Here is a 25,015-nt window from a genome sequence, read left to right as displayed (position 1 = left end):
CTACGAACTCCTCCGGGCGGCGAATCCGCCGGACCAGTCTGGCCCCGGCAGAAACCAAGAAGTCAGCCACAAGGAGACCGAACCGTGAAGAGCGCCGTGGAGACCCTGAACCCGACCCGGGTTCGGCTCACTGTCGAGGTGCCCTTCGAGGAGCTCAAGGACAGCCTCGACGCGGCGTACAAGAAGATCAACCAGCAGGTCACGGTGAAGGGCTTCCGCAAGGGCAAGATCCCGGCCCGGGTCATCGACCAGCGGTTCGGTCGTGGCGCCGTGCTGGAGGAGGCCGTCAACGACGCGCTTCCGAAGTTCTACACCGAGGCGGTCAACGAGGCCGAGCTCAGCCCGCTGGGCCAGCCCGAGGTCGACATCACCGAGCTGAAGGACGGCGAGACGCTGAACTTCACCGCCGAGGTCGACATCCGCCCGGCCCTGGAGATCCCGGACTACTCCGGTATCGAGGTCGAGGTCGACGCCGTCGAGGTCACCGACGAGGACGTCGAGAAGTCGGTCGAGCAGCTGCGCGAGCGCTTCGCCTCCACCTCCCCGGTCGAGCGCGCCGCCGAGGACGGCGACGTCGTCACCATCGACCTGCAGGCCAAGGTCGACGGCGAGGTGCTGGAGGACGGCATCGCCAACGGCGTCTCCTACACCATCGGCTCCGGTGAGCTCCTCGACGGCATCGACGACGCCGTCAAGGGCCTGTCCGCCGGCGAGGAGGCCACCTTCACCTCCGAGCTGAAGGGCGGCTCCGCCGCGGGCAAGGAGGCCGAGGTCACCGTCAAGGTCACCCAGGTCGCCGCCCGTGAACTGCCCGAGCTGGACGACGAGTTCGCGCAGCTCGCCTCCGAGTTCGACACCCTGGACGAGCTCAAGGCCGACAGCCGCAAGCGCCTGGCCAACATGAAGCAGTTCGACCAGGCCACCCAGGCCCAGGAGCGCGTCCTGGACAAGCTCCTCGAGCTGGTCGAGGTCCCGGTCCCCGAGAAGCTGCTCGAGGACGAGATCAACACCCGCAAGCACAACCTGGAGCACCACCAGCTCGCCCAGATGGGCCTGACCCTCGACAAGTACCTGGAGATCCAGGGCAAGACCGCCGAGGAGTTCGACACCGAGACCCGCGAGGCCGCGGTCAAGGGCATCAAGACCCAGTTCGTCCTCGACGAGCTGGTCAAGAAGGAGAACCTCAACGTCAACCAGGAGGAGCTCACCGAGCACCTCATGCGGCGTGCGGCGTCCTCCGGCATGTCCCCCGACCAGTTCGCCCAGGCCGTCGTCGAGGGCGGCCAGGTGCCGCTCCTGGTCGGCGAGGTCGCCCGCGGCAAGGCCCTGGCCGTCGTGGTCGAGGCCGCCACGGTGAAGGACACCAACGGCGAGGTCGTCGACCTGGACGACGAGGAGGAGGAGACCGAGGCCGCCGAGGCGTCGGAGACCTCCGAGGAGAACGCCGAGGGCTGAGCGGCCCCACGGCGTCTGTAAGGCGCGTACAGCGGGCCCCGGGGAGTTTCCCCGGGGCCCGCTGTCGTACCCGGGCGGTGCCCCGCCGAGGGGGCGTGGGGAACCGCCTGAGCAACCACGGACGACCTGCGGCAGCCGACGCGCCGCACACCTCACGGCGAGCGGGCTCCCGGCCCCGGGCGGAGCGCTACGCCCCCGGCGAACACCACCATCTCCGGGATTCCCCGAAGGGACCCTCGCGTTAGGGTCCATGAAAGGCAGAACAATGAGACGGCCCGGCGCCGTCGTAAGACGAGCAGGTGGATACGTGACGAATCTGATGCCCTCCGCCGCCGGCGAGCCTTCCATCGGTGGTGGCCTCGGCGACCAGGTCTACAACCGGCTGCTCAACGAGCGGATCATCTTCCTCGGCCAGCAGGTTGACGACGACATCGCCAACAAGATCACCGCACAGCTGCTGCTCCTCGCCGCCGACCCGGAGAAGGACGTCTACCTCTACATCAACAGCCCCGGCGGCTCGGTGACGGCCGGCATGGCGATCTACGACACCATGCAGTACATCCCGAACGACGTGGTCACGATCGCGATGGGCATGGCCGCCTCCATGGGCCAGTTCCTGCTCACCGGCGGCACCGCCGGCAAGCGCTTCGCCCTGCCCCACGCGGACATCATGATGCACCAGGGCTCCGCGGGCCTCGGCGGTACGGTCTCGGACATCAAGATCCAGGCCGAGTACCTGATGCGCACCAAGAAGCGCATGTCCGAGCTGACCGCGCGCCACTCGGGCCAGACGGTCGAGACCATCATCCGCGACGGCGACCGCGACCGCTGGTTCACCCCGGAAGAGGCCAAGGAGTACGGTCTCATTGACGAGATCATCACGCACGCCTCGGGTGTTCCGGGAGGCGGCGGCACCGGTGCCTGACCGGCCCGGCCGCGCCACGCACCGCCGAGACCGAAGCCCCCAGAACGCCACCAGGACGGTGAACACCCCATGAGCAACTTCCCCGGCGCCGCCAGCGGCATGTACGAAGGGCCCCGCCCCGACAGCCGCTACGTTATTCCGCGCTTCGTCGAGCGCACCTCCCAGGGCATCCGCGAGTACGACCCGTACGCGAAGCTCTTCGAGGAGCGCGTGATCTTCCTGGGCGTCCAGATCGACGACGCCTCCGCCAACGACGTCATGGCGCAGCTGCTGTGCCTGGAGTCGATGGACCCGGACCGGGACATCTCGATCTACATCAACAGCCCCGGTGGCGACATGACCGCCCTCACGGCGATCTACGACACGATGCAGTTCGTGAAGCCCGACATCCAGACCGTCTGCATGGGCCAGGCGGCCTCCGCTGCGGCCATCCTGCTCGCCGCCGGTACGCCCGGCAAGCGCATGGCCCTGCCGAACTCGCGTGTGCTGATCCACCAGCCGGCGGGCTCCACCGGCCGCGGTCAGCTCTCCGACCTGGAGATCATCGCCAACGAGTTCACCCGGATGCGTGAGCAGCTGGAGAACATGCTGGCCAAGCACTCGAACAGGCCGATCGAACAGGTCCGCGAGGACATCGAGCGCGACAAGATCCTCACGGCCGAGGAGGCGCTGGAGTACGGCCTCGTCGACCAGATCATCTCCACCCGCAAGCTGAACAACGCCGCGGTCCGCTGACGCGGAGCGGCACACTCTTCGCCCCTCTTGGCACGGTGCACGTCAAAGTGAACCCTGCCAAGGGGGGCCCGAACACCCGGCCCGGCAAGGTACCGTCGGACATAAGGCAGCACCAGGAGCCGCTGGATTCGAAAGCATCCAGGCGTCTCCCAGGCGAAGGGGAAGCACACCGTGGCACGCATCGGTGACGGCGGCGATCTGCTCAAGTGCTCGTTCTGCGGCAAGAGCCAGAAGCAGGTCAAGAAGCTCATCGCAGGGCCCGGTGTGTACATCTGCGACGAGTGCATCGATCTCTGCAACGAGATCATCGAGGAAGAGCTCGCGGAGACCAGCGAGGTGCGCTGGGAGGAGCTGCCCAAGCCGCGCGAGATCTACGAGTTCCTCGAGGGCTACGTGGTCGGCCAGGAGGCGGCGAAGAAAGCCCTCTCCGTCGCGGTGTACAACCACTACAAGCGGGTCCAGGCCGGCGAGAACGGCGGTCCGGGGGGCCGTGACGACGCCATCGAGCTGGCGAAGTCCAACATCCTCCTGCTGGGCCCCACGGGCTCCGGCAAGACCCTCCTCGCGCAGACCCTGGCGCGCATGCTGAACGTGCCGTTCGCGATCGCCGACGCCACCGCGCTCACGGAGGCCGGCTATGTCGGCGAGGACGTCGAGAACATCCTCCTGAAGCTGATCCAGGCGGCCGACTACGACGTGAAGAAGGCCGAGACCGGGATCATCTACATCGACGAGATCGACAAGGTGGCGAGGAAGAGCGAAAACCCCTCGATCACCCGTGACGTCTCGGGCGAGGGCGTCCAGCAGGCACTGCTGAAGATCCTCGAGGGCACCACGGCCTCCGTCCCGCCCCAGGGCGGCCGCAAGCACCCCCACCAGGAGTTCATCCAGATCGACACGACGAACGTCCTGTTCATCGTGGGCGGTGCCTTCGCCGGCCTGGAGAAGATCATCGAGGCCCGGGCGGGCGCGAAGGGCATCGGCTTCGGCGCAACGATCCTCTCCAAGCGCGAGCTGGAGTCGAAGGACGTCTTCGAGGACGTCATGCCCGAGGACCTGGTCAAGTTCGGGATGATCCCGGAATTCATCGGCCGTCTCCCGGTGATCACGTCGGTCCACAACCTGGACCGCGAGGCCCTGCTCAAGATCCTGGTAGAACCCCGCAACGCGCTCGTGAAGCAGTACGAGCGCCTCTTCGAACTCGACGGCGTGGAGCTGGACTTCGAGCGCGAGGCCCTGGAGGCCATCGCCGACCAGGCCATCCTCCGCCAGACCGGCGCCCGAGGCCTGCGCGCCATCATGGAGGAAGTCCTCCAGGGCGTCATGTACGAGGTCCCGTCCCGCAAGGACGTGGCCCGCGTGGTCATCACGGCGGACGTGGTCCTCTCCAACGTCAACCCGACCCTGATCCCGCGGGACGCGCGGGGCCGGGGGTCCGGGGAGCAGAAGTCGGCGTAACCTCCGCCATGCCGAAGGGCCCCGGTCAACCGACCGGGGCCTTCCGCGTCAAGGCCTGTGGTGTCAGGCCTTCACCCGTACATCGTTGCGGAGATTCGCGGCCAGCTGGGCGGCATCCTCCAGCGAGGTGCTCTTCCCCGTGGCGATCCCCGCGAAGTCGAACGAGACGACGTACGCGACCGTGCTGTGGTCGCCCCACGCGCAGATCGGCGTCGTGATCGTCTTGCCCGACTCCTTCGTCTCGACGGACTGGCACTTCATGACGCCGTTCGAGAAGCCGGAAGGCGACATCTTCTGCGGGCTGCCGACGAGCTTGCCCTTGGAGGACGTGTCCTTCTCGGAGTCCTCCTTCATCATCGTGAACAGCCCGTCGACGACCTTCTCCGGGTCGTTGATGGTGCCGTACACCCCGGAGAAACCGAGACTCTTCCCGGTGAGGCCCGAGCCGTAGCTGTAGCCGGCACTCACGTCCTTGGGGTCTTCGACGCCCAGCGCTTCCGTCTTCTTCAGGTCGCTCTGGCTCATGCCCTGGTCGGCCGAGTCCTGGTCCGACTTCTTGTACGTCCCGTTGATCACCTTCGCCGGCGTGATCAGCTTGTGCGGGCCGTCGTCCGCGACGTCGCTGCCGCCGCTCCCGCCGACCGCGAAGTACACGCCCACCGCCACGGCCGCCACCACGGCCACCGCGCCGATGATCAGGCCCGTCTTCTTCTTGCCGCCCGCCGGGGCCGGGGGCTGGGGCATGCCGTAGGGCTGCTGGCCGTAGGGACCCGGCTGCTGGCCGTACGGGTTCGGCTGCTGCGGCACGCCGCCCTGCTGCGGGTAGCCGTAACCCGGCTGCGGCGGAGCGGCCGGAGGCGCCTGCTGGGGGTAGCCGTAACCGGGCTGCGGGGCCTGCGGCTGCTGGCCGTAGGGGCCCGGCTGACCGTAGGGCCCCGGCTGGCCGTACGGACCAGGCTGCCCCGGCTGGCCGTACGGACCCGGCTGCTGGGGCGGGCCTCCGTACGGGCCCGGCTGGTTGTTGCTCATCTCTGGGTTCCCCTCCAGATGCTTAAGTGTTCCTGACATCCTGGACCAGGCATGGCAAACGCATGGCACCGGGGGCCGCACCGTTACACAACAAACGCGTTTCGGGACCACCCCGTGACACCTCTAAACTGACCCCCGTGACCGAGAATGCTCAGCAGCAGCCACCCGCGCCCGACACCGAACTGCCGACCCAGTACGCGCCGGCCGATGTAGAGGGGCCGCTGTACGAGCGCTGGGTAGAGCGCGGTTACTTCGAGGCGGACGAGAAGAGCGACAAGCCGCCGTACACGATCGTCATCCCGCCGCCGAACGTCACGGGCAGCCTGCACCTGGGCCACGCCTTCGAGCACACCCTCATCGACGCGCTGACCCGCCGTAAGCGCATGCAGGGCTATGAGACGCTGTGGCAGCCCGGCATGGACCACGCCGGTATCGCCACGCAGAACGTCGTCGAGAGGGAGCTGGGCAAGGAGGGCAAGTCCCGGCACGACCTCGGCCGCGAGGCCTTCGTCGAGCGCGTCTGGCAGTGGAAGGCCGAGTCCGGTGGCCAGATCAGCGGGCAGATGCGGCGCCTCGGTGACGGCGTCGCCTGGTCGCGTGAGCGGTTCACCATGGACGAGGGCCTGTCCCAGGCCGTCCAGACCATCTTCAAGCGGCTCTACGACGACGAGCTGATCTACCGAGCCGAGCGCATCATCAACTGGTGTCCCCGGTGCCTCACCGCGATCTCCGACATCGAGGTCGAGTACCAGGACGACGACGGCGAACTCATCTCCATGAAGTACGGCGAGGGGGACGACACCATCGTCGTCGCCACCACCCGTGCCGAGACGATGCTCGGCGACACCGCGGTCGCCGTCCACCCCGACGACGAGCGCTACAAGCACCTCGTCGGCAAGCTCATCAGGCTCCCGCTGACCGACCGCTCCATCCCGGTCGTCGCGGACACCCACGTCGATCCCGAGTTCGGCACCGGCGCCGTCAAGGTCACCCCGGCCCACGACCCGAACGACTTCGAGATCGGCCAGCGGCACGACCTGCCGTCCATCACGATCATGGACGAGCACGCCGTCATCACGGCCCACGGCCCCTTCCAGGGCCTGGACCGCCTGGAGGCCCGCTCCGCCATCGTCGCCGCGCTGCGCGCCGAGGGCCGGATCGTCGCCGAGAAGCGGCCGTACGTCCACTCCGTCGGCCACTGCTCGCGCTGCAAGACCACCATCGAGCCGCGCCTGTCGATGCAGTGGTGGGTCAAGGTCGGCCCGCTGGCGAAGGCCGCCGGCGACGCCGTCCGCGACGGCCGTGTCAAGATCCACCCGCAGGAGATGGAGAAGCGGTACTTCGACTGGGTCGACAACCTCCACGACTGGTGCATCTCGCGGCAGTTGTGGTGGGGTCACCGCATCCCGGTCTGGTACGGCCCGAACGGCGAGGTCGTCTGCGTCGGCCCCGACGACGAGGCCCCGACCGGCGAGGGCTGGCACCAGGACACCGACGTCCTCGACACCTGGTTCTCCTCCGGCCTGTGGCCGTTCTCCACCCTCGGCTGGCCCGAACAGACCGAGTCGCTCGCGAAGTTCTACCCGAACTCCGTCCTGGTCACCGGCTACGACATCCTCTTCTTCTGGGTCGCCCGGATGATGATGTTCGGCCTGTACGCGATGGACGGCACCCCGCCGTTCCACACCATCGCCCTGCACGGCATGGTCCGCGACCAGTTCGGCAAGAAGATGTCGAAGTCCTTCGGCAACGCGGTCAACCCGCTGGACTGGATGGACAAGTACGGCAGCGACGCGCTCCGGTTCACCCTGGCCCGTGGCGCCAACCCCGGCGTCGACGTCCCGATCGGCGAGGACTGGGTCCAGGGCTCCCGCAACTTCGCCAACAAGATCTGGAACGCCACCCGGTTCGCCCTGATGAACGGCGCGACGGTTCAGGGCCCGCTGCCGGACCCGTCCCGTATGTCCGCGACGGACCGCTGGATCCTCTCCCGCCTCAACTCGGTCGTGGCCGAAGTCGACGCCCACTACGACGACTTCCAGTTCGCCAAGCTGTCGGACACCCTCTTCCACTTCGCGTGGGACGAGGTCTTCGACTGGTACGTCGAGCTGTCCAAGACGGTCTTCCAGGCGGGCGGCGAGCCGGCCGAGGTCTCCAAGCGGGTCCTGGGCGAGGTCCTCGACGTCACCCTCAAGCTGCTGCACCCGGTGGTCCCGTTCGTCACGGAGACCCTGTGGACGACGCTGACGGGTGGCGAGTCCGTCGTCATCGCCGAGTGGCCCAAGGACAGCGGCTTCCGTGACACGGCGGCCGAGCGGGAGATCGAGACCCTCCAGTCGGTCATCACCGAGGTCCGCCGCTTCCGCGCCGACCAGGGCCTGCAGCCCGGCCAGCGCGTCCCGGCCCGCCTGACGCTGGACGGTACGGCCCTCGCCCCGCACGAGGCCGCCATCCGCCAGCTCCTGCGCCTGCAGCCGGAGGGCGACTCCTTCACGGCCACGGCCACCCTGCCGGTCGCCGGCGCCGAGGTCGCCCTCGACCTCTCCGGCACGATCGACGTGGCCGCCGAGCGCAAGCGCCTCGCCAAGGACCTGGCCGCCGCCGAGAAGGAGAAGGCCCAGGCCACGGCCAAGCTCGGCAACGAGGCGTTCCTGGCGAAGGCGCCGGACCACGTGGTGGACAAGATCCGCACGCGCCTCGCCAAGGCGGACGAGGACATCGCCCGCATCACCGCCCAGCTGGAGAAGCTGCCGCAGGCATAAGTCGTGTGGCGTGAGGTGTAGGCCCCCGGAACTGCATCAGCTCCGGGGGCCTTCGCCCACCTATGTCGGTGCCGCTCCGTAGACTGGCACCGTGAGCGACCCGAACGGCACCGACCAGCCCGACTCCCTCGACAGCTTCGACGAGATCATCGAGGCCGAGACCACCCGCGACCCCGACCTCGCCGTGATCGAGGCCGGCAGCCGCACCCTGCGCACCCAGGGCGGGCAGCCGCACGCCGACGTGCCCGCACGGCCCGAGGACCCGGAGGTCGACAAGGCCCTGCGCGAGGTCGAGGCGGAGCTGGCCACCCGCTGGGGCGAGACCAAGCTGGAGCCCTCGGTCAGCCGTATCTCCGCGCTGATGGACTTCCTCGGCGAGCCCCAGCGGTCGTACCCCTCGATCCACATCACGGGCACCAACGGCAAGACCTCCACCGCCCGCATGATCGAGGCCCTGCTCGGCGCCTTCGAGCTGCGCACCGGCCGCTACACCAGCCCCCACGTGCAGTCGATCACCGAGCGCATCAGCCTGGACGGCGCCCCGATCACCGCCGAGCGGTTCATCGAGACCTACAACGACATCAAGCCGTACGTCGAGATGGTGGACTCCCGGCAGGAGTACCGGCTGTCCTTCTTCGAGGTGCTCACCGGCATGGCGTACGCCGCCTTCGCGGACGCCCCCGTGGACGTCGCCGTCGTCGAGGTCGGCATGGGCGGCTCGTGGGACGCCACCAACGTCATCGACGGTGACGTCGCCGTGATTACCCCGATCGACCTGGACCACACCGACCGCCTCGGCGAGACGCCCGCGGAGATCGCCGGCGAGAAGGGCGGGATCATCAAGCAGGACGCGACCGTGATCCTGGCCCAGCAGCCGGTCGACGCGGCGCAGGTGCTGCTGAAGAAGGCCGTCGAGGTGGACGCCACCGTGGCCCGCGAGGGGCTGGAGTTCGGGGTCGTCGCCCGGCAGGTCGCCGTCGGCGGGCAGCTGCTCACCCTGCGCGGCCTCGGCGGCGAGTACACGGAGGTGTACCTCCCGCTGCACGGCGCCCACCAGGCGCACAACGCGGCCGTCGCGCTCGCCGCCGTCGAGGCGTTCTTCGGCGTCGGCGCGCAGCGCGCCGAACCGCTGGACATCGACACCGTCCGCAAGGCCTTCGCGGCCGTGTCCTCGCCGGGCCGCCTGGAGGTGGTACGGCGCTCCCCGACCATCGTGCTGGACGCCGCGCACAACCCGGCGGGCGCGCGGGTGACCGCGGACGCGGTGCGGGAGGCGTTCGACTTCAGCCGGCTGATCGGCGTCGTCGGCGCGAGCGGCGACAAGAACGTGCGGGGGCTGCTGGAGGCCTTCGAGCCGATCTTCGCCGAGATCGTCGTCACGCAGAACTCCACCCAGCGGGCGATGGACGCGGACGAGCTGGCCGCGATCGCCGTCGAGGTGTTCGGCGAGGAGCGGGTGCAGGTCGAGCCGCGGCTGCCGGACGCCCTGGAGGCCGCGATCACGCTGGCCGAGGAGGAGGGCGAGTTCGCCGGCGGCGGCGTGCTGGTCACCGGTTCCGTCATCACCGTCGGCGAGGCCCGGCTGCTGCTGGGGAAGGGCTGAGAGTCGAAGATGCGTACGCTCTGTGCATCGACCTTGATCGGCGAGTTCTTCATCATCGGGTTCGCCGGGCTCGTCGCGATGAAGGACCCGAGCCTGTCGGTCTCCACGGTGTGGCTGGTCAGCGGCATCGCCATGCTGCTGTGTGTGCTGCTGTGCGGCATGGTGACCCGGCCCGGCGGGGTGGCCCTCGGCTGGGCCCTGCAGATCGCGCTGGTCGCCTCCGGCGTCTTCGTCCCGACCATGTACTTCATGGGCGCGGTGTTCGGGGCGCTGTGGTGGGCCTCGGTGCACTTCGGCAGAAAGGTGGACGAGGCCAAGGCCAGATTCGCCGCCCAGGCGGAGTCCGGCTCCTCTACACCTGACGCTGTGTGACGGGCGGCCGGACACGCCCTGTAACCTCGTCCCACCACCGCAGACGTCCGCAGAAGGAGTCCTCCCGTGAGCCAGCGCACCCTCGTCCTCCTCAAGCCCGACGCCGTCCGTCGGGGCCTGACCGGCGAGATCATCAGCCGTATCGAGCGCAAGGCCGGCTGGCAGATCACCGCGCTGGAGCTGCGCACCCTGGACCGTGCCACGCTGGAGCAGCACTACGCCGAGCACGTCGGCAAGCCGTTCTACGAGCCCCTGGTCGAGTTCATGTCCGCCGGACCGGTGGTCGCCCTGATCGTCGAGGGCGAGCGGGTCATCGAGGGCGTGCGCGCGCTCGCCGGCCCGACCGACCCGATCGCCGCCGCGCCGGGCTCCATCCGCGGCGACTTCGGTGTGATCGTCCGCGAGAACCTGATCCATGCCTCCGACTCCGAGGAGTCCGCCGAGCGCGAGGTGAAGATCTTCTTCCCGGGCCGGGCGTGAGCTCGCGCGAGTTGAATTTTCGATAATTTTTCTGACGAGGCGTCAGTCCGCTCCGGTGGCGCCTGACCAGGGACGGCCGTACATTTCCGGCCGTCCCTTGGCATATGCCTTGCCGTTCGGGGGAACGCGTGCCACCGATGGAGCGTCTCCACAAGCGGGGCGGGCCGCCACATGGTGACAATGGCGGAGACCCTCGCGCAGTGTTCGCGAAGGCGCGTTTACGATGGAAGCCTTCGCGTCACCGCACCCGCCTCGCCGACCTGATATGCCCTCAAAAGCTCGGGAAGGCCAGATGAATCCGGATGGGGAACTCAATGTCGTTCATCGGCCGTGACATGGCTGTCGACCTCGGGACCGCCAACACGCTGGTGTACGTCAGGGGTCGCGGAATCGTACTCAACGAGCCGTCCGTCGTCGCGATCAACACCAACACGGGTGGGATCCTCGCGGTCGGTGCCGAAGCGAAGAAGATGATCGGCCGGACGCCGGGCAACATCGTGGCGGTCCGCCCGCTGAAGGACGGCGTGATCGCCGACTTCGAGATCACCGAGCGTATGCTCCGCTACTTCATCCTGAAGATCCACAAGCGGCGGTATCTCGCCCGCCCGCGGGTGGTCGTCTGCGTGCCCTCGGGCATCACGGGCGTCGAGCGCCGCGCCGTGATCGAGGCGTCCTCCCAGGCGGGTGCGCGCCAGGTGCACATCATCGAGGAGCCCATGGCCGCCGCCATCGGCTCCGGCCTGCCGGTCCACGAGGCCACGGGCAACATGGTGGTGGACATCGGCGGCGGTACCACGGAGGTCGCGGTCATCTCGCTCGGCGGCATCGTCACCGCCCAGTCCATCCGGGTCGCGGGCGACGAACTGGACAACGCGATCATCCAGTACATCAAGAAGGAGTACAGCCTCCTGCTGGGTGAGCGCACGGCCGAGCAGATCAAAATCACGATCGGTTCGGCGTACGACCTCGACTCCGACGAGCACACCGAAGTCCGCGGCCGGGACCTGGTGTCCGGGCTGCCCAAGACCGTGGTCATCTCGGCCGCCGAGGTCCGCAAGGCGATCGAGGAGCCGGTCAACGCGATCGTGGACGCGGTCAAGACGACCCTCGACAAGTGCCCGCCGGAGCTGTCCGGCGACATCATGGACCGAGGAATCGTTCTGACCGGCGGCGGAGCCCTGCTGCGCGGCCTCGACGAGCGGCTGCGCCGGGAGACCGGCATGCCGATCCACATCGCCGAGGACCCGCTGGACAGCGTCGCGCTCGGTTCCGGCAAATGCGTCGAGGAGTTCGAGGCGCTGCAGCAGGTCCTGGACGCCCAGCCGCGCAGATGACGTAACTCTTCGATTCCGCCGTACGAGACGTTCTCCTCTCGTGCGGCGGATCGTTGATTAGAGGCATAAGCTCCCACAAATGGGCCCCTCGGGTTCGCGTTTCGCGTGAAGCGCCCGCAAAGAGGGGCTCCCGAATTCCTATTGAGGAAGGGCACGGCCGCCGCACGTGAGGGACACGAAAGAGAGCCGGCTGCTCCTGGTCCTGCTGGTTGCCATCGCATTCGCGCTGATCACGGTGGACATCCGCGGGGGCAGGAACTCCCCGGTCGACGGTGCCCGGCATGCCGCGGCCGCGGTGTTCGGCCCCGTCGAGAACGGGCTGTCCTCGGCGGTCGATCCGGTCGGCAATGCCGTCTCCGCGATCCGCGACTCCGGCGGCCGCCACGACCGGCTCGCCCGGCTGGAGAAGGAGAACGCGGCCCTCAAGGCGAAGCTCGGCAGCGACGACCGCAACCGCAGCCGGCTGCGCCAGCTCGACAAGATGCTGAAGATCGCCGGCGAGGGCCAGTACGGCATCAAGGGCGCCCAGGTCATCGCCATAGGAGCGGCCCAGGGCTTCTCCTGGACCATCACCATCGACGCCGGCGCCAACGACGGCATCAAGCGCGACATGACCGTCCTCAACGGCGACGGCCTGGTCGGCCGCGTCACCACCGTCGGTCCGGACACCTCCACCGTGCTGCTCGCCAACGACCCCGACTTCACGGTCGGCACCCGCATGGAGGGCAGCGACGAGCTCGGCTTCGCCTCCGGGCAGGGCGACCGCCCGCTGCGCGTGGAACTGCTCAACGGCCAGGCGGAGGTGAAGAAGGGCGACCGCCTCGTCACCTTCGGCTCGCAGGCCGACCGGCCGTTCGTGCCCGGCGTGCCGGTCGGCGTGGTCTCCCGCGTCGAGCCCTCCAACGGCGGCCTCACGCGCACGATCTACGTCACCCCGTACGTCGGCTTCACCAAGCTCGACATCGTCGGCGTGGTCGTCCAGGCCCCGAAGAAGGACCCGCGCGACACGGTCCTGCCGGCCCAGCCCAAGCCGGTCCCGACGCCCACGGTGACCGTCACGGTGACCCCCTCCGCCGACGAGAACGACCCGACCGGCCAGCAGCAGTAGGAGCTGACTCTTCCATGCGCCTCAACCGGATCCTGCTCTCCAGCGCGCTGGTCGTCGTGGCCCTGGTGATCCAGGTGAGCGTCCTCGCCCGCCTGCATCTGCCGGGCGCCGTCCCGGACCTGCTGCTGCTCACCGTCCTCGGCCTCGCCATGGTGTACGGCCATGTCGGCGGTGCCCTCGTCGGCTTCGGCGCCGGCCTGCTCGCCGACCTGGCCCCGCCCGCCGACCACGCGGCCGGCCGCTACGCCCTCGTGCTGTGCGTCACCGGCTACTTCGCGGGGCTCATCAAGCCGGAGAACGGCCGCCTGAAGTCGGCGACCGGTCCGATGGCCGTCGTGGTCGCCGCCGCCGTCGGCTCCACGCTGCTGTACGCGGGCGTCGGCGCCCTCGTCGGCGACACGGCCGCCCGCCATGTCGGCCTGACCGGACTGCTGTTCTCGGCGGCCCTGTACGACCTGCTGCTCGCCCCGTTCGTGGTCCCCGCGATCATGTGGTTGGCCCGCCGCGCGGACAACGACCCGCTGGCCGAGAGCGGCCCCGCCGCCAAGGCCGGTGACATCTCCACCGGCTGGCTCTCCTCCGGCACCGGCCTGCGCATCGGCAGCCAGCGCGGCGGCCTGGGCGGGCTGAAGGCCAAGGCCCGCACCCGCTCCGCGCGGGTCGGCCGCATCAAGGGGGTCAAGCGACTGTGAGGGCGAGTCAGGCAGCCGAGGAGTCCGGGGAGTTCACCCGAACGGGGCAGCTTTCGTGGAACGCGGGTTCACAGGCTGGTCGTTCATCATTCGTACGCGCGCAGCCGGTGCGCACACACGCGCCGCTCGCACACACGCCCGCGCACTGAGAGGGGGAGACAACCGCAGTGACCAACATCCCCGAGACCGGCCGGACCCCACGGGTCCAGATCCGGCTCGTCGTGATCCAGATCCTCGTCCTCTCCCTGCTCGGCACGCTCGGCGGCCGGCTCTGGTACCTGCAGATCCGTGAGGGCGCCCAGTACCAGAAGGAGGCGTCCGGCAACCACGTCCAGCAGGTCGTCGACCCCGCCGTGCGCGGCGACATCCTGGACGCCCGCGGGGTGCCCCTCGCGGACAACGAGACCCGTCTGGTCGTCTCCGCCTCCCGCACCGACCTGCTCAAGCAGAAGGACGACGGCAAGGCCGTCCTCACCAAGCTGGCGGGCGTCCTCGGCATGAAGCCCGAGGAGGTCATCCAGAAGGTCCGGCTGTGCGACGCCAAGACCCCCAAGCCGTGCTGGAACGGCTCGCCGTACCAGCCCATCCCGATCACCGACGAGGCCACGCCCAAGCAGGCCCTGCAGATCCGTGAGCGCGCCGAGGACTTCCCCGGCATCACCGCCGAGCCCGAGGCCGTGCGCCGCTACCCGGGCCCGGGCAAGTCCAACACCGCGCAGGTGCTCGGCTATCTCTCGCCCGTCACCGACGCCGAGATCCAGCAGGCCAAGGACACCGACTCGCCCTATCTGCGCTCCGACATGGTCGGCCGCTCCGGTCTGGAGCGGCAGTACGACAAGGAGCTGCGCGGTAAGGCCGGCGTCACCCGCTATGAGGTGGACAACCTCGGCCGGGTCATCGGCAAGGCCAAGTCGGACGCCGCCGAGCCCGGCTCGAACCTGGTCACCAGCATCGACTCCCGCGTCCAGCGCGTCGCCGAGTACGAACTGGACAAGGCGATGAAGGCCGCCCGCCAGCAGTACGACAAGATCACCCAGGAGAACTACAAGGCCGACTCCGGCGCCGTCGTCGTCATGGAGGCCAAGACCGGCCGGATCGTCGCGATGGCCTCGGCCCCGACCTACGACCCGAACGTATGGGTGGGCGGCATCTCCGCCAAGGACTACAAGGCCCTCACCGGCAAGGACTCCGACTACCCGCTGCTCAACAGGGCCATCCAGGGCCAGGCGGCCCCCGGTTCGACGTTCAAGGTGGTCTCCACGGCGGCGGCGGTCCAGGCCGGCTACGCCTGGGACGGGGGCTACCCCTGCACCAGCTCGTACTCGGTCGGCGGCCAGGTCTTCAAGAACTTCGAGGGCGAGAACTTCGGCGACATCTCCCTGGGCCGCGCCCTGGAGGTCTCCTGCGACACCGTCTTCTACGGCCTCGCCGACAAGGAGTGGAAGCGGGACGGCGGCATCAACCCCAAGAAGGGCCAGCCGAAGGACTACTTCTTCAAGACCGCCCACCAGTTCGGCCTCGGCAAGGAGACCGGCATCGACCTCCCCAACGAGGTCACCGGCCGTGTCCCCGACCGCCAGTGGAAGCTGGACTACTGGAAGGCCAACAAGGACGCCTGGTGCAAGAGCGGCAAGAAGGACGGCTCCTACGTCGAGAAGATCGCGTACGAGAACTGCCTCGAAGGCAACAAGATGCGCGAGGGTGACGAGATCAACTACTCCATCGGCCAGGGCGACACCCTCGTGACGCCGATACAGGAGGCGATGATCTACGGCGCCGTCGCCAACGGCGGCACCGAGTACGTCCCGACCATCGGCAAGGCGATCATCAGCGCCGACGGCAAGAGCGTCCAGGAGATCAAGCCCAAGGCGCAGCGCAAGCTGCCGGTCAGCCAGGCCACCCTCAAGGGCATGAACGACGCCTTCGCGGGCGTCATCACCCGCGGTACGGCCGCGTGGAAGTTCAACGGCTGGCCGCAGGACAAGATCCCCCTGCACGGCAAGACCGGTACGGCGGAGGTCTACGGCAAGCAGACCACCGGCTGGCTGGCCACGTACTCCAAGGACTACTCGGTGATCATGACGATCTCCCAGGCCGGTACGGGTTCCGGTTCCGCCGGTGAGGCCGTGCGCAACATCTACAGCGCGCTGTACGGCGTCCAGGGCGACGGCTCCATCGACAACAAGAAGGCGCTGCTGCCCGAGCCGCAGAAGGGCCTGCCGAAGGTCCGCACCGACGGCACCATCGACGCCCCGAAGGTCGCGGGCGACCCGGCGAAGGACGCCGAGGCCTCCCAGCAGGACAACCCCAGCAACGGCGCCGACCAGCAGCCCGCCACCTCGCCCCCGCCCACCACGGGCAACCGCGACACCCGCAGGCGACCACGCAGGATCCCCAAGCGGGGAAGCCGGAGGATGCCCTCATGACCGGCGCGAACAGCTTCTCCGTCTCCGGGTACGGCCCCGAGCGGGCCGGCTGGACGAGGATCTTCGCCCGTGACTCGCTGGCCCGCAGGCTCGACTGGCCGATACTGCTGGCCGCCCTCGCGCTGTCCCTGATCGGGTCCGCGCTGGTGTTCTCGGCGACCCGCAACCGCACCGAGATCAACCAGGGGGATCCCTACTTCTTCCTGGAACGGCACCTGATGAACCTCGGCATCGGGTTCGCCCTCATGCTCGGCACGCTCTGGCTGGGCCACCGCGCCCTGCGCAACGCCGTGCCGATGCTCTACGGCCTGTCGGTCCTGCTGGCCCTGGTGGTCCTCACCCCGCTCGGCGCCACCATCAACGGCCAGCGCAACTGGCTCGTCATCGGCGGCTTCTCGCTGCAGCCCGCCGAGTTCCTCAAGGTGACGATCATCCTGGGCATGGCGATGATGCTCGCGGCCCGGGTGGACGCCGGCGACAAGCCGTACCCGGACCACCGGACGGTGGCGCAGTCCCTGGGCCTCGCGGCCGTACCGTGCCTGATCCTGCTGCTCATGCCCGACCTCGGCTCGGTGCTCGCCATGGTGGCGATCATCCTGGGCGTGCTGCTCGCCTCCGGCGCCTCCAACCGCTGGGTCTTCGGCCTGCTCATCACCGGCGTGATCGGCTGTGTCGCCATCTGGCAGCTGCACATCCTGGACGAGTACCAGATCAACCGCTTCGCCGCGTTCGCCAACCCGGACCTGGACCCGGCGGGCGTCGGCTACAACACCAACCAGGCCCGTATCGCCATCGGCTCCGGCGGCCTGACCGGCGCCGGCCTCTTCCACGGCTCGCAGACCACCGGCCAGTTCGTGCCCGAGCAGCAGACGGACTTCGTCTTCACGGTCGCGGGGGAGGAGCTGGGCTTCGTCGGCGCCGGCTTCATCATCTTCCTGCTCGGCGTGGTGCTGTGGCGGGCCTGCCGCATCGCCCGCGACTCCACCGAGCTGTACGGGACCATCGTGGCCGCCGGGATCGTCGCCTGGTTCGCCTTCCAGGCCTTCGAGAACATCGGCATGACCCTCGGCATCATGCCGGTCACCGGACTGCCGCTGCCGTTCGTGTCGTACGGCGGCTCGTCGATGTTCGCGGTCTGGATGGCCGTGGGACTGCTGCAGTCGATCAAGGTCCAAAGACCCATGTCGGCGTAGGCCTCCGGCGGTCCGGCGGTGGCCTGCGGTTACCCGGCGATACGGATGATGCGCGTGGAGGTTCACCGGGTGGATGACGGGAGTTTTCCGGCCATTCACCCGGGACCACCCCTGCCGCACCACCGCGCGGACAACTAGATTCGATCCATGGCGGATGCGAAACGCGAGATCGAGCGCAAGTACGAGTCCGACGACAGCGGGCTGCCCGACCTGACCGGCGTCGGCGGAGTGGCCGCCGTCCTGGACAAGGGCCTGGTGGAGCTCGACGCCACCTACTACGACACCGCCGACCAGCGCCTGACCGCCGCCGCCCTCACCCTGCGCCGCCGCACCGGCGGCTCGGACGCCGGCTGGCATCTGAAGTTCCCGGTCGAACCGGGCGTGCGGGACGAGATCAGGGCCCCGCTCTCCGACACCGTCCCGGAGGAGATCGCCGCCCTGGCCCGGTCCCGGGTCAGGGACGCCGAACTGGTCCCGCTGGTCCGGCTGCGCTCCGCCCGCGATGTGCGCCACCTGGTCGACGCGGACGGCACCCTGCTGGCCGAGGCGAGCGTCGACGCCGTCACCGCCGAGCGGCTCGGGGCGCAGGGCGGGGCCGCCCAGTGGACCGAGATCGAGGTGGAACTGGCCGACGACGGTGACCCCGCCTTCCTGGACCTGGTGGAGAAACGGCTGCGCAGGGCGGGCGTGCGCCCCTCGAAGTCGCCGTCCAAGCTCGCCCGGGCCCTGGAGCAGACAGGGGGAGCGCGCCACAGGAAGGCCAAGCCCGCACCGCCGGTGACGGCCGGCGACCACGTTCTCGCCTATCTGCGCGCCCAGCGGGACGTGCTGGTAGAGCTCGACCCCGCCGTCCGCCGGGACGTACCCGACTCCGTGCACCGCATGCGGGTCGCCACCCGCCGCGCCCGCAGCACCCTGCACAGCTTCCGCTCCGTCCTCGACCGCACCGTCACCGACCCCGTCGCCGACGAGCTGAAGTGGCTCGCGGGCGAGCTGGGCGTGGACCGCGACCAGGAGGTGATGGCCGAACGCCTGACGGCCGACCTGGACGCCCTCCCGCCCGACCTGGTCGTCGGACCGGTCCCCGAACGCCTCGCCTCCTGGGCCGAGGCCGGCGGCGGCGGCGCCCAGGCCCATCTGACCGGCGTGCTGGACTCCCGCCGCTATCTGACCCTGCTGGACACCCTGGACGCGCTCCTCGCCGACTCGCCACTGCGCAAGGCCGCCGGGAAAAAGCCGGAGAAGGTCCTCGCCAAGGCCATGGACAAGGACCTGGCGACCCTGTCCGCCCTGGTCGAGCGGGCGATCGGCGTCCCGCCCGGCGCGGAACGCGACGTCGCCGTGCACGAGGCCCGCAAGAAGGCCAAGCGCACCCGGTACGCGGCCGAGGCCGCCACCCCGGCCCTCGGAAAACCGGCCGGCTTCCTCACCAAGGCCATGAAGTCCCTGACCACCCTCCTCGGCGACCACCAGGACAGCGTCATGACCCGCCTGACCCTGCGCGAGCTGTCCGCGGTGGCCCATGCGACGGGGGAGAGCACCTTCACATACGGGGTGCTGTACGGACGCGAGGAGGCACGGGCGGCCCAGGCTGAGGCGGAGCTGCCCGGACTGTGGAAGGAGATCCGCTCCGGGGCGGCCGGCTGAGCGTTCGGGGGAGCCCTTCGGCCGGGTTACGCTTGATGGTCACCCCTGTCAGCTCATGAAGGTTCGCGAGATGCCTGTCGAGTCGGTTTTCCCGCAGCTCGAAGCTCTGCTCCCCCACGTGCAGAAGCCGATCCAGTACGTCGGCGGAGAGCTCAACTCCACCGTCAAGGACTGGGACGAGTGCGATGTCCGCTGGGCGCTCATGTACCCGGACGCGTACGAGGTCGGCCTGCCCAACCAGGGCGTCCAGATCCTCTACGAGGTCCTCAACGAGCAGGAGGGCGTCCTCGCCGAGCGCACCTACAGCGTGTGGCCGGACCTGGAGGCGCTGATGCGCGAGCACGGCGTACCCCAGTTCACGGTGGACAGCCACCGCCCGGTCCGCGCCTTCGACGTGCTCGGGCTGAGCTTCTCCACGGAGCTGGGCTACACCAACATGCTCACCGCCCTGGACCTGGCCGGAATCCCCCTGGAGTCCAAGGACCGCACGGACGACGACCCGATCGTCCTGGCCGGCGGCCACGCGGCGTTCAACCCGGAGCCGATCGCCGACTTCATCGACGCGGCCGTGATCGGCGACGGCGAGCAGGCCGTGCTCGACATGACCCGGATCATTCGCGAGTGGAAGGCCGAGGGCCGCCCCGGCGGCCGCGAGGAGGTCCTCTTCCGCCTGGCGAAGACGGGCGGGGTGTACATCCCGGCGTTCTACGACGTCGAGTACCTGCCGGACGGCCGTATCGCCCGTGTCGTCCCGAACAAGAGCGGTGTCCCCTGGCGCGTGTCGAAGCACACGGTCATGGACCTGGACGAGTGGCCCTACCCCAAGCAGCCCCTCGTCCCGCTGGCCGAGACGGTCCACGAGCGCATGTCGGTGGAGATCTTCCGCGGCTGCACCCGCGGCTGCCGCTTCTGCCAGGCCGGCATGATCACCCGCCCGGTGCGCGAGCGCTCGATCACGGGCATCGGCGACATGGTCGACAAGGGCCTGAAGGCGACGGGCTTCGAGGAGGTGGGCCTGCTCTCCCTCTCCTCCGCGGACCACTCGGAGATCGGCGACATCGCCAAGGGCCTCGCCGACCGCTACGAGGACGACAAGATCGGCCTCTCCCTGCCCTCCACCCGCGTCGACGCCTTCAACATCGACCTGGCGAACGAGCTGACCCGCAACGGCCGCCGCTCGGGCCTGACCTTCGCCCCGGAGGGCGGCTCGGAGCGCATCCGCAAGGTCATCAACAAGATGGTCTCCGAGGACGACCTGATCCGCACGGTCGCCACGGCCTACGGCAACGGCTGGCGCCAGGTGAAGCTGTACTTCATGTGCGGTCTGCCGACGGAGACCGACGACGACGTCCTCCAGATCGCCGACATGGCGACGCACGTCATCCAGAAGGGCCGCGAGGTCTCTGGCTCGAACGACATCCGCTGCACGGTCTCCATCGGCGGCTTCGTCCCCAAGCCCCACACCCCCTTCCAGTGGGCCCCGCAGCTGAGCGCGGAGGAGACGGACGCCCGCCTCGCCAAGCTCCGCGACAAGATCCGCGGCGACAAGAAGTACGGCCGCTCGATCGGCTTCCGCTACCACGACGGCAAGCCGGGAATCGTGGAAGGCCTGCTGTCCCGGGGCGACCGCCGAATCGGCGCCGTCATCCGCGCGGTGTACGACGACGGCGGCCGCTTCGACGGCTGGCGCGAGCACTTCTCCTACGACCGCTGGATGAGCTGCGCCGACAAGGCCCTCGCGCCCTTCGGCGTGGACGTCGACTGGTACACCACCCGCGAGCGCGGCTACGAGGAGGTCCTGCCCTGGGACCACCTCGACTCCGGCCTGGACAAGGACTGGCTCTGGGAGGACTGGCAGGACGCCCTCGACGAGACAGAGGTCGAGGACTGCCGCTGGACGCCCTGCTTCGACTGCGGCGTGTGTCCTCAGATGGACACCCACATCCAGATCGGCCCGACCGGCAAGAAGCTGCTGCCGCTGACGGTCAAGAACGCAGGTCAGACGCCGGCTTCGAGTGGTCACGCGCACTGAGGTGGGCGAGGCACTCGATCGGGTGATGGAGGCGCCGGCGGGGGCGAGCGAGGACGAGTTGGCTGCTGCATTGGCTGCTCTCGGAACTCAAGCTTCGAGCCGTCGGCAGGCGCCGCAGGAGCGCCCTCGCACGCCTCTGCCGGGTCCTGGAAGGTCGTGGGGCATCCACTCTGAAGTGGAGTGGGTCTGAGCCTGTGCGGCCGCGCACAGGCCACGTGGCGACCATGTGTGCCCCCTTCGCTTCGGAGGGGGCACAGTTGTGTCGTGACCTGCCGGACCTGCCGGTGCAAGTTGCCTTTGGCAAGTTGATGTCCGTACCAGCGATTGCTGGGTAAAGTCGTTTGGTTACTACTGGTTGTGGGGGCAACCAGAGCTTGGTCGGCTCTGCCGACATCCTGGGGAGGGCCTGTAGCGCATGAGTCGTCGCTCTGCTGGTTTTGTCGGTGCCTGGGCAGAAGCGCAGCGTCAGCACCAGCGTCAAGTGGAAGCCGAAGCCAGACGGCGCCGGGAAGAGGCACGGCAGGCGCGGGCCTATCAACGACGTGCCACGCAGGAGTACCGGCAGTACCGACAGGCAGAGGCGAGGCGGCGCACGGAGGAGCTGGACGCGCAGGTCGCCACCTTGCAAGGGCTGCTGACCGCGGGCTGCCAGGCGCCGGCCTTCAGAGCCTCGTCCCTGATGCGCGCGGAAGAGATCCCGCCGTTCGATCCGGGACAGCTCGCCTGGCCCGTGCGCATGCCGGATCCGAGTCAGTACCAGGCGCAGGGGGGTTGGACCGCAAACAGGCGTGCACAGGCCGAGGCGGAGGCACGGGCTCGTTTTGAACGGGACTGGCACGCTGCGCAAGCTGCCGAGGCCCAGCGACAGCAGCAGTTGGCTGCCCTCCAGCGGGACTACGAGCAGAGGACTGGGGCTCAGCGTGTGGAGGTGCGTCGGCACAATGCCAGCATCGTCGAGGTGACCGAGGGTGTCAGGCGGGGAGACCCTGACTCCGTGGTCGAGTACTTCTCAGCGGCTCTCTACTCCTCGCCTGCCTGGCCGGAAGGGTTCCCTCGGCAGGTCGCGGCAGCCTTCGACTCGGCGGCGCGACAGCTTGTGCTGGACTGGGAGCTGCCCGGATATGACGTGGTCCCCGAGGCGAAATCCGTGAGGTACGCGCCCGCCCAGGACGAGGACAAGGAAACCGCACGTCCTGTTACCCAGCGTCGTGGGCTGTATCGAGAGGTGCTCGCACAGAGCCTGCTGCTGGTCCTGCATCAGCTCTTCGCGGCGGACGAGTACAGCATCCTCGACTCGGTGGCCCTGAACGGTTTCGTCGACGCCCACGATCCGGCCACGGGCCGACGCACGCACATCTTCCTTGCGACCGTCATGGCCCAGCGGGCGGCGTTCACCGGCCTGCACCTGGAACAGGTGGACGCGGTCAGCTGTCTGACCGACGCGTTGAGGGGTCAGCTCGCGTCCCGCCCTGATCAGCTCACTTCCGTACGCCCGGGCCGCAAGCCTCAGGATGTCGGAAACCATGTCATCGCGCACGGCGGTGATGAGGAGCCGGATCTGTATGACATGGATCCGATCGAATTCGAGTCGCTCGTTGCCGACCTGTTCCGTGCCATGGGCATGCAGGCTGTGATGACCCAGCGCTCGAATGACGGTGGCGTGGATGTGGATGCGCTGGACCCGACGCCCATACGAGGCGGCAAGATCGTCGTACAGGTGAAGCGCTACCGCAGCACGGTGCCGCCCACCGCGGTGCGTGACCTGTACGGGACGGTCCAGGACGTCGGCGCCAACAAGGGAGTGCTGGTGACCACGGCGGGCTTCGGCCCCGGCTCACACGCATTCGCCCGGGGCAAGCCCTTGGAGCTCATCTCGGGCGGTGAACTCGTCGACCTCCTGCACCGGCACGGGCTTCGTGGGCGCCTGGGGGAGGGAGGGCGAGCGACTCCAGCGCAGCCGTCGCCGTCCAGTCCTGCAACAGCGCCCGACAACCACAACGTGTTGGGCATGACGTGGTCCGGGAGTGACGCACTGGACGTATGCGCTCTCGTCTGCCGTGGTAACCGAGTCCTGAGCGAAGACCACTTCGTCTTCTTCAACAACCCGCAGACGCCGGACGGCTCGGTACGCACAGTGCCAGCTGCGGCACCGGACAAGGCAGCGCTCCGTGTTTCCTTCGACGCGCTCCCGGAAGCGGCTGATCGGTTCGTGCTTGTGGCGGCCGTTGATCCGGAGGTGGACCCGGAAGCCGACCTATCCGGATTCACCGATGCATGTATTCGGTTGCTGGACCCGGCAATGACTGAGCTCGGTCGGCTCGAAGTCTCCGATGGCCGTTCCGGCGAGACCGCATTGGTGCTCGGCTCCTTCCGGCTCAGGCCCAATGGCGACTGGGACTTCGTGCTTGGAGGGAAGGGGTACACAGGTGGGCTGGAGCAGCTCGTCCAGGAGTACGGCATCGAAGTGGAGTGACGACACGGGGCTCCTACATAGTGCTGACCTTGTCCGGTCATGGACACGCAGATCCAGGTGGGGCCAACCGGAATGAAGGCTTTTGCCTCTGACCGTCGACACGCCGCAGAGCAGCAGCAGCTGCGGCTGGCGGCCGAGTACCGCGGCGCTCGCGCGATCATTCCGGCCGCCATGTCCCGTGAGGGCGACGCCACGATCTTCGCGGTGGTCCACCAGGCGCCACTGCCCGAGCGTCCGAGGTCCGGCGGATCGCCGCGACCGCCCCCTGCAGGCTTGTCAGCTAGATGGCGGCGTCAACGGCGTAGTACTGCAGCGGGACCCCTCCGGTCAATCCGCTGGTAGGGGGTCCGCAGCAGGTAGCCGGGGATATCCAACAGTTGCTCCGCCTCGGTCACCTCGAGGATGGCTGCGAGCCCTTGGGTGAAGACCGCGAGCTGCTCACGGTCACCGTGCCGCGGGTGGACTGTTGTGCCGGCGCTGGAGACGGTAGCAGGGGCCGCGGTGAGCGGCCCCTGCCGGCAGGGGGGAGCGGTCAATGATTGATCATGTCCCGGGTCTGGGCGTAGACCGTCGCGTCGGTGAGCAGGTCGGTGTGGCTGAGGCAGGCGGTCTGGGTGTTGTCCGCGCCGGTCAGGGAGACGGAGCTGTCGGGGTTGATCACCGTGTCGCAGGGCGACCACCAGGTGGCGTAACGGGATGAGCCTGGTGTCTCGTCGCCGGAGTTGAGGGCGGCGAGGAAGCTGGAGCCGATACGCATCTCGGTGCAGGAGGTGTCGAAGCAGCTATTGGCGCTGTCGGTGCCGTGGTTCGGTCCGCCCAGTGACACCCAGGCGTCGACCTTGGAGGTCCCGCCGAAGTTCTTGAGGTAGTAGCGCGAGGAAAGCCCTCCCATGGAATGGCTGACGATGTCGACTTTGCTGGCGCCGGTGGCCGTGAGGAGACGGTCGACTTCGGTGGACAGCTGCTGGGCGGTCGTGGCATTCGACTGGCGCCAGTCGTAGGACCACTGGTCGAGGTACGAGGACGGCCAGCCGTCGGTTCTGAAGCGGCCCGCCATGGTGTTCCAGTTGCTGGCGTCACCGGTGTAGCCGTGGACGAACAGGATGGGGTTGCTGGTCGAGTTGAAGGTGGAACTGCTTGACGCCTGGGCGGGAAGGGCGGCCTGTACGGCGAAAAGGGCGCCAGCCGCGGCGACGGCTACGCTCGCAAGGGTTCTGTTCACGACGGACTCTCGGGTGGGGTTCGGGACAGCGCTCGACGGCGCATTCTGGGAAAGGACAGCGCTGGGGCG

At 68.7% G+C, this 25,015-nt stretch carries 18 protein-coding genes; 16 read left to right on the top strand and 2 right to left on the bottom strand.

Annotated features, from left to right (window positions below; genetic code table 11):
* Positions 1-84: 84 nt before the first annotated feature.
* From tig to clpX, 4 genes are all read left to right on the top strand, one after another.
* On the top strand, positions 85-1,455 hold the full coding sequence (gene tig / locus ACQPXS_RS17965; protein WP_433450324.1) for a trigger factor: 1,371 nt from the start codon (positions 85-87) through the stop codon (positions 1,453-1,455).
* A gap of 319 nt (positions 1,456-1,774) precedes the next feature.
* Positions 1,775-2,380, top strand: coding sequence for an ATP-dependent Clp protease proteolytic subunit (locus ACQPXS_RS17960; RefSeq protein ID WP_208903621.1), 606 nt, complete (start codon positions 1,775-1,777; stop codon positions 2,378-2,380).
* A gap of 69 nt (positions 2,381-2,449) precedes the next feature.
* A complete protein-coding gene (locus tag ACQPXS_RS17955; protein ID WP_059249543.1) occupies positions 2,450-3,115 on the top strand; it encodes an ATP-dependent Clp protease proteolytic subunit in 666 nt (221 codons plus the stop codon).
* A gap of 171 nt (positions 3,116-3,286) precedes the next feature.
* On the top strand, positions 3,287-4,573 hold the full coding sequence (clpX, locus tag ACQPXS_RS17950) for an ATP-dependent Clp protease ATP-binding subunit ClpX (RefSeq protein WP_433450323.1): 1,287 nt from the start codon (positions 3,287-3,289) through the stop codon (positions 4,571-4,573).
* A gap of 63 nt (positions 4,574-4,636) precedes the next feature.
* Here the strand turns inward: clpX and ACQPXS_RS17945 are convergent, their stop codons facing one another.
* Positions 4,637-5,602 (bottom strand): hypothetical protein, encoded by a 966-nt coding sequence (locus ACQPXS_RS17945; RefSeq protein ID WP_433450321.1) that lies wholly within the window; start codon positions 5,600-5,602, stop codon positions 4,637-4,639.
* A 137-nt stretch (positions 5,603-5,739) separates the two neighbouring features.
* On the opposite strand from ACQPXS_RS17945, the gene ACQPXS_RS17940 reads away from it, so the two are divergent.
* The 12 genes from ACQPXS_RS17940 (at position 5,740) to ACQPXS_RS17885 (ending at position 23,724) form a co-directional block, all read left to right on the top strand.
* Positions 5,740-8,364, top strand: a complete 2,625-nt coding sequence (locus tag ACQPXS_RS17940; RefSeq protein WP_433450320.1) for a valine--tRNA ligase — start codon at positions 5,740-5,742, stop codon at positions 8,362-8,364.
* 91 nt (positions 8,365-8,455) lie between these two features.
* Positions 8,456-9,967 carry a bifunctional tetrahydrofolate synthase/dihydrofolate synthase gene (gene folC, locus ACQPXS_RS17935; protein ID WP_433450319.1) on the top strand — a complete coding sequence of 504 codons (1,512 nt, stop codon included), beginning with the start codon at positions 8,456-8,458 and terminating at the stop codon, positions 9,965-9,967.
* A gap of 9 nt (positions 9,968-9,976) precedes the next feature.
* The gene (locus ACQPXS_RS17930) at positions 9,977-10,339 is read left to right on the top strand and encodes a DUF4233 domain-containing protein (RefSeq protein ID WP_351797735.1); all 363 of its coding nucleotides are present in this window, start codon (positions 9,977-9,979) and stop codon (positions 10,337-10,339) included.
* Between the two features lie 66 nt (positions 10,340-10,405).
* Positions 10,406-10,819, top strand: a complete 414-nt coding sequence (ndk, locus tag ACQPXS_RS17925) for a nucleoside-diphosphate kinase (protein ID WP_351797736.1) — start codon at positions 10,406-10,408, stop codon at positions 10,817-10,819.
* A gap of 314 nt (positions 10,820-11,133) precedes the next feature.
* A complete protein-coding gene (locus ACQPXS_RS17920; RefSeq protein ID WP_020940056.1) occupies positions 11,134-12,153 on the top strand; it encodes a rod shape-determining protein in 1,020 nt (339 codons plus the stop codon).
* 166 nt (positions 12,154-12,319) lie between these two features.
* Complete coding sequence (gene mreC, locus ACQPXS_RS17915; protein ID WP_433450317.1) at positions 12,320-13,261, top strand: rod shape-determining protein MreC; 942 nt, start codon at positions 12,320-12,322, stop codon at positions 13,259-13,261.
* Positions 13,262-13,275: 14 nt separating this feature from the next.
* The gene (mreD, locus tag ACQPXS_RS17910) at positions 13,276-13,953 is read left to right on the top strand and encodes a rod shape-determining protein MreD (RefSeq protein ID WP_433450316.1); all 678 of its coding nucleotides are present in this window, start codon (positions 13,276-13,278) and stop codon (positions 13,951-13,953) included.
* Between the two features lie 167 nt (positions 13,954-14,120).
* Positions 14,121-16,379: a penicillin-binding protein 2 gene (gene mrdA / locus ACQPXS_RS17905; RefSeq protein ID WP_433450315.1), complete on the top strand. Its 2,259-nt coding sequence runs from the start codon at positions 14,121-14,123 to the stop codon at positions 16,377-16,379.
* Positions 16,376-17,572: a rod shape-determining protein RodA gene (rodA, locus tag ACQPXS_RS17900; RefSeq protein WP_433450314.1), complete on the top strand. Its 1,197-nt coding sequence runs from the start codon at positions 16,376-16,378 to the stop codon at positions 17,570-17,572. Before mrdA ends, rodA begins: the two co-directional genes overlap by 4 nt.
* Positions 17,573-17,719: 147 nt before the next feature.
* Positions 17,720-19,219, top strand: a complete 1,500-nt coding sequence (locus ACQPXS_RS17895) for a CHAD domain-containing protein (RefSeq protein WP_433450312.1) — start codon at positions 17,720-17,722, stop codon at positions 19,217-19,219.
* A gap of 70 nt (positions 19,220-19,289) precedes the next feature.
* On the top strand, positions 19,290-21,251 hold the full coding sequence (locus ACQPXS_RS17890) for a TIGR03960 family B12-binding radical SAM protein (protein ID WP_433450310.1): 1,962 nt from the start codon (positions 19,290-19,292) through the stop codon (positions 21,249-21,251).
* 415 nt (positions 21,252-21,666) lie between these two features.
* Positions 21,667-23,724: a restriction endonuclease gene (locus ACQPXS_RS17885; protein ID WP_433450309.1), complete on the top strand. Its 2,058-nt coding sequence runs from the start codon at positions 21,667-21,669 to the stop codon at positions 23,722-23,724.
* Positions 23,725-24,256: 532 nt separating this feature from the next.
* On the opposite strand, the gene ACQPXS_RS17880 is transcribed toward ACQPXS_RS17885, so the two are convergent.
* The gene (locus tag ACQPXS_RS17880; RefSeq protein WP_433450308.1) at positions 24,257-24,946 is read right to left on the bottom strand and encodes an esterase/lipase family protein; all 690 of its coding nucleotides are present in this window, start codon (positions 24,944-24,946) and stop codon (positions 24,257-24,259) included.
* Positions 24,947-25,015: the final 69 nt, after the last annotated feature.

The organism is Streptomyces sp. CA-142005 (assembly GCF_050942335.1).
Classification (GTDB): domain Bacteria; phylum Actinomycetota; class Actinomycetes; order Streptomycetales; family Streptomycetaceae; genus Streptomyces.
This window is presented reverse-complemented; position numbering and strand designations above follow the sequence as displayed.

What these genes read in the sequence shown, in the direction of transcription:
- ACQPXS_RS17945 (WP_433450321.1), bottom strand. Translation starts at nt 5,602, where the DNA reads ATGAGCAACAACCAGCCGGGCCCGTACGGAGGCCCGCCCCAGCAGCCG.
- ACQPXS_RS17885 (WP_433450309.1), top strand. Translation starts at nt 21,667, where the DNA reads ATGAGTCGTCGCTCTGCTGGTTTTGTCGGTGCCTGGGCAGAAGCGCAG.
- ACQPXS_RS17955 (WP_059249543.1), top strand. Translation starts at nt 2,450, where the DNA reads ATGAGCAACTTCCCCGGCGCCGCCAGCGGCATGTACGAAGGGCCCCGC.
- rodA (WP_433450314.1), top strand. Translation starts at nt 16,376, where the DNA reads ATGACCGGCGCGAACAGCTTCTCCGTCTCCGGGTACGGCCCCGAGCGG.
- ACQPXS_RS17890 (WP_433450310.1), top strand. Translation starts at nt 19,290, where the DNA reads ATGCCTGTCGAGTCGGTTTTCCCGCAGCTCGAAGCTCTGCTCCCCCAC.
- ACQPXS_RS17930 (WP_351797735.1), top strand. Translation starts at nt 9,977, where the DNA reads ATGCGTACGCTCTGTGCATCGACCTTGATCGGCGAGTTCTTCATCATC.
- ACQPXS_RS17895 (WP_433450312.1), top strand. Translation starts at nt 17,720, where the DNA reads ATGGCGGATGCGAAACGCGAGATCGAGCGCAAGTACGAGTCCGACGAC.
- mreD (WP_433450316.1), top strand. Translation starts at nt 13,276, where the DNA reads ATGCGCCTCAACCGGATCCTGCTCTCCAGCGCGCTGGTCGTCGTGGCC.
- ACQPXS_RS17920 (WP_020940056.1), top strand. Translation starts at nt 11,134, where the DNA reads ATGTCGTTCATCGGCCGTGACATGGCTGTCGACCTCGGGACCGCCAAC.
- ACQPXS_RS17960 (WP_208903621.1), top strand. Translation starts at nt 1,775, where the DNA reads ATGCCCTCCGCCGCCGGCGAGCCTTCCATCGGTGGTGGCCTCGGCGAC.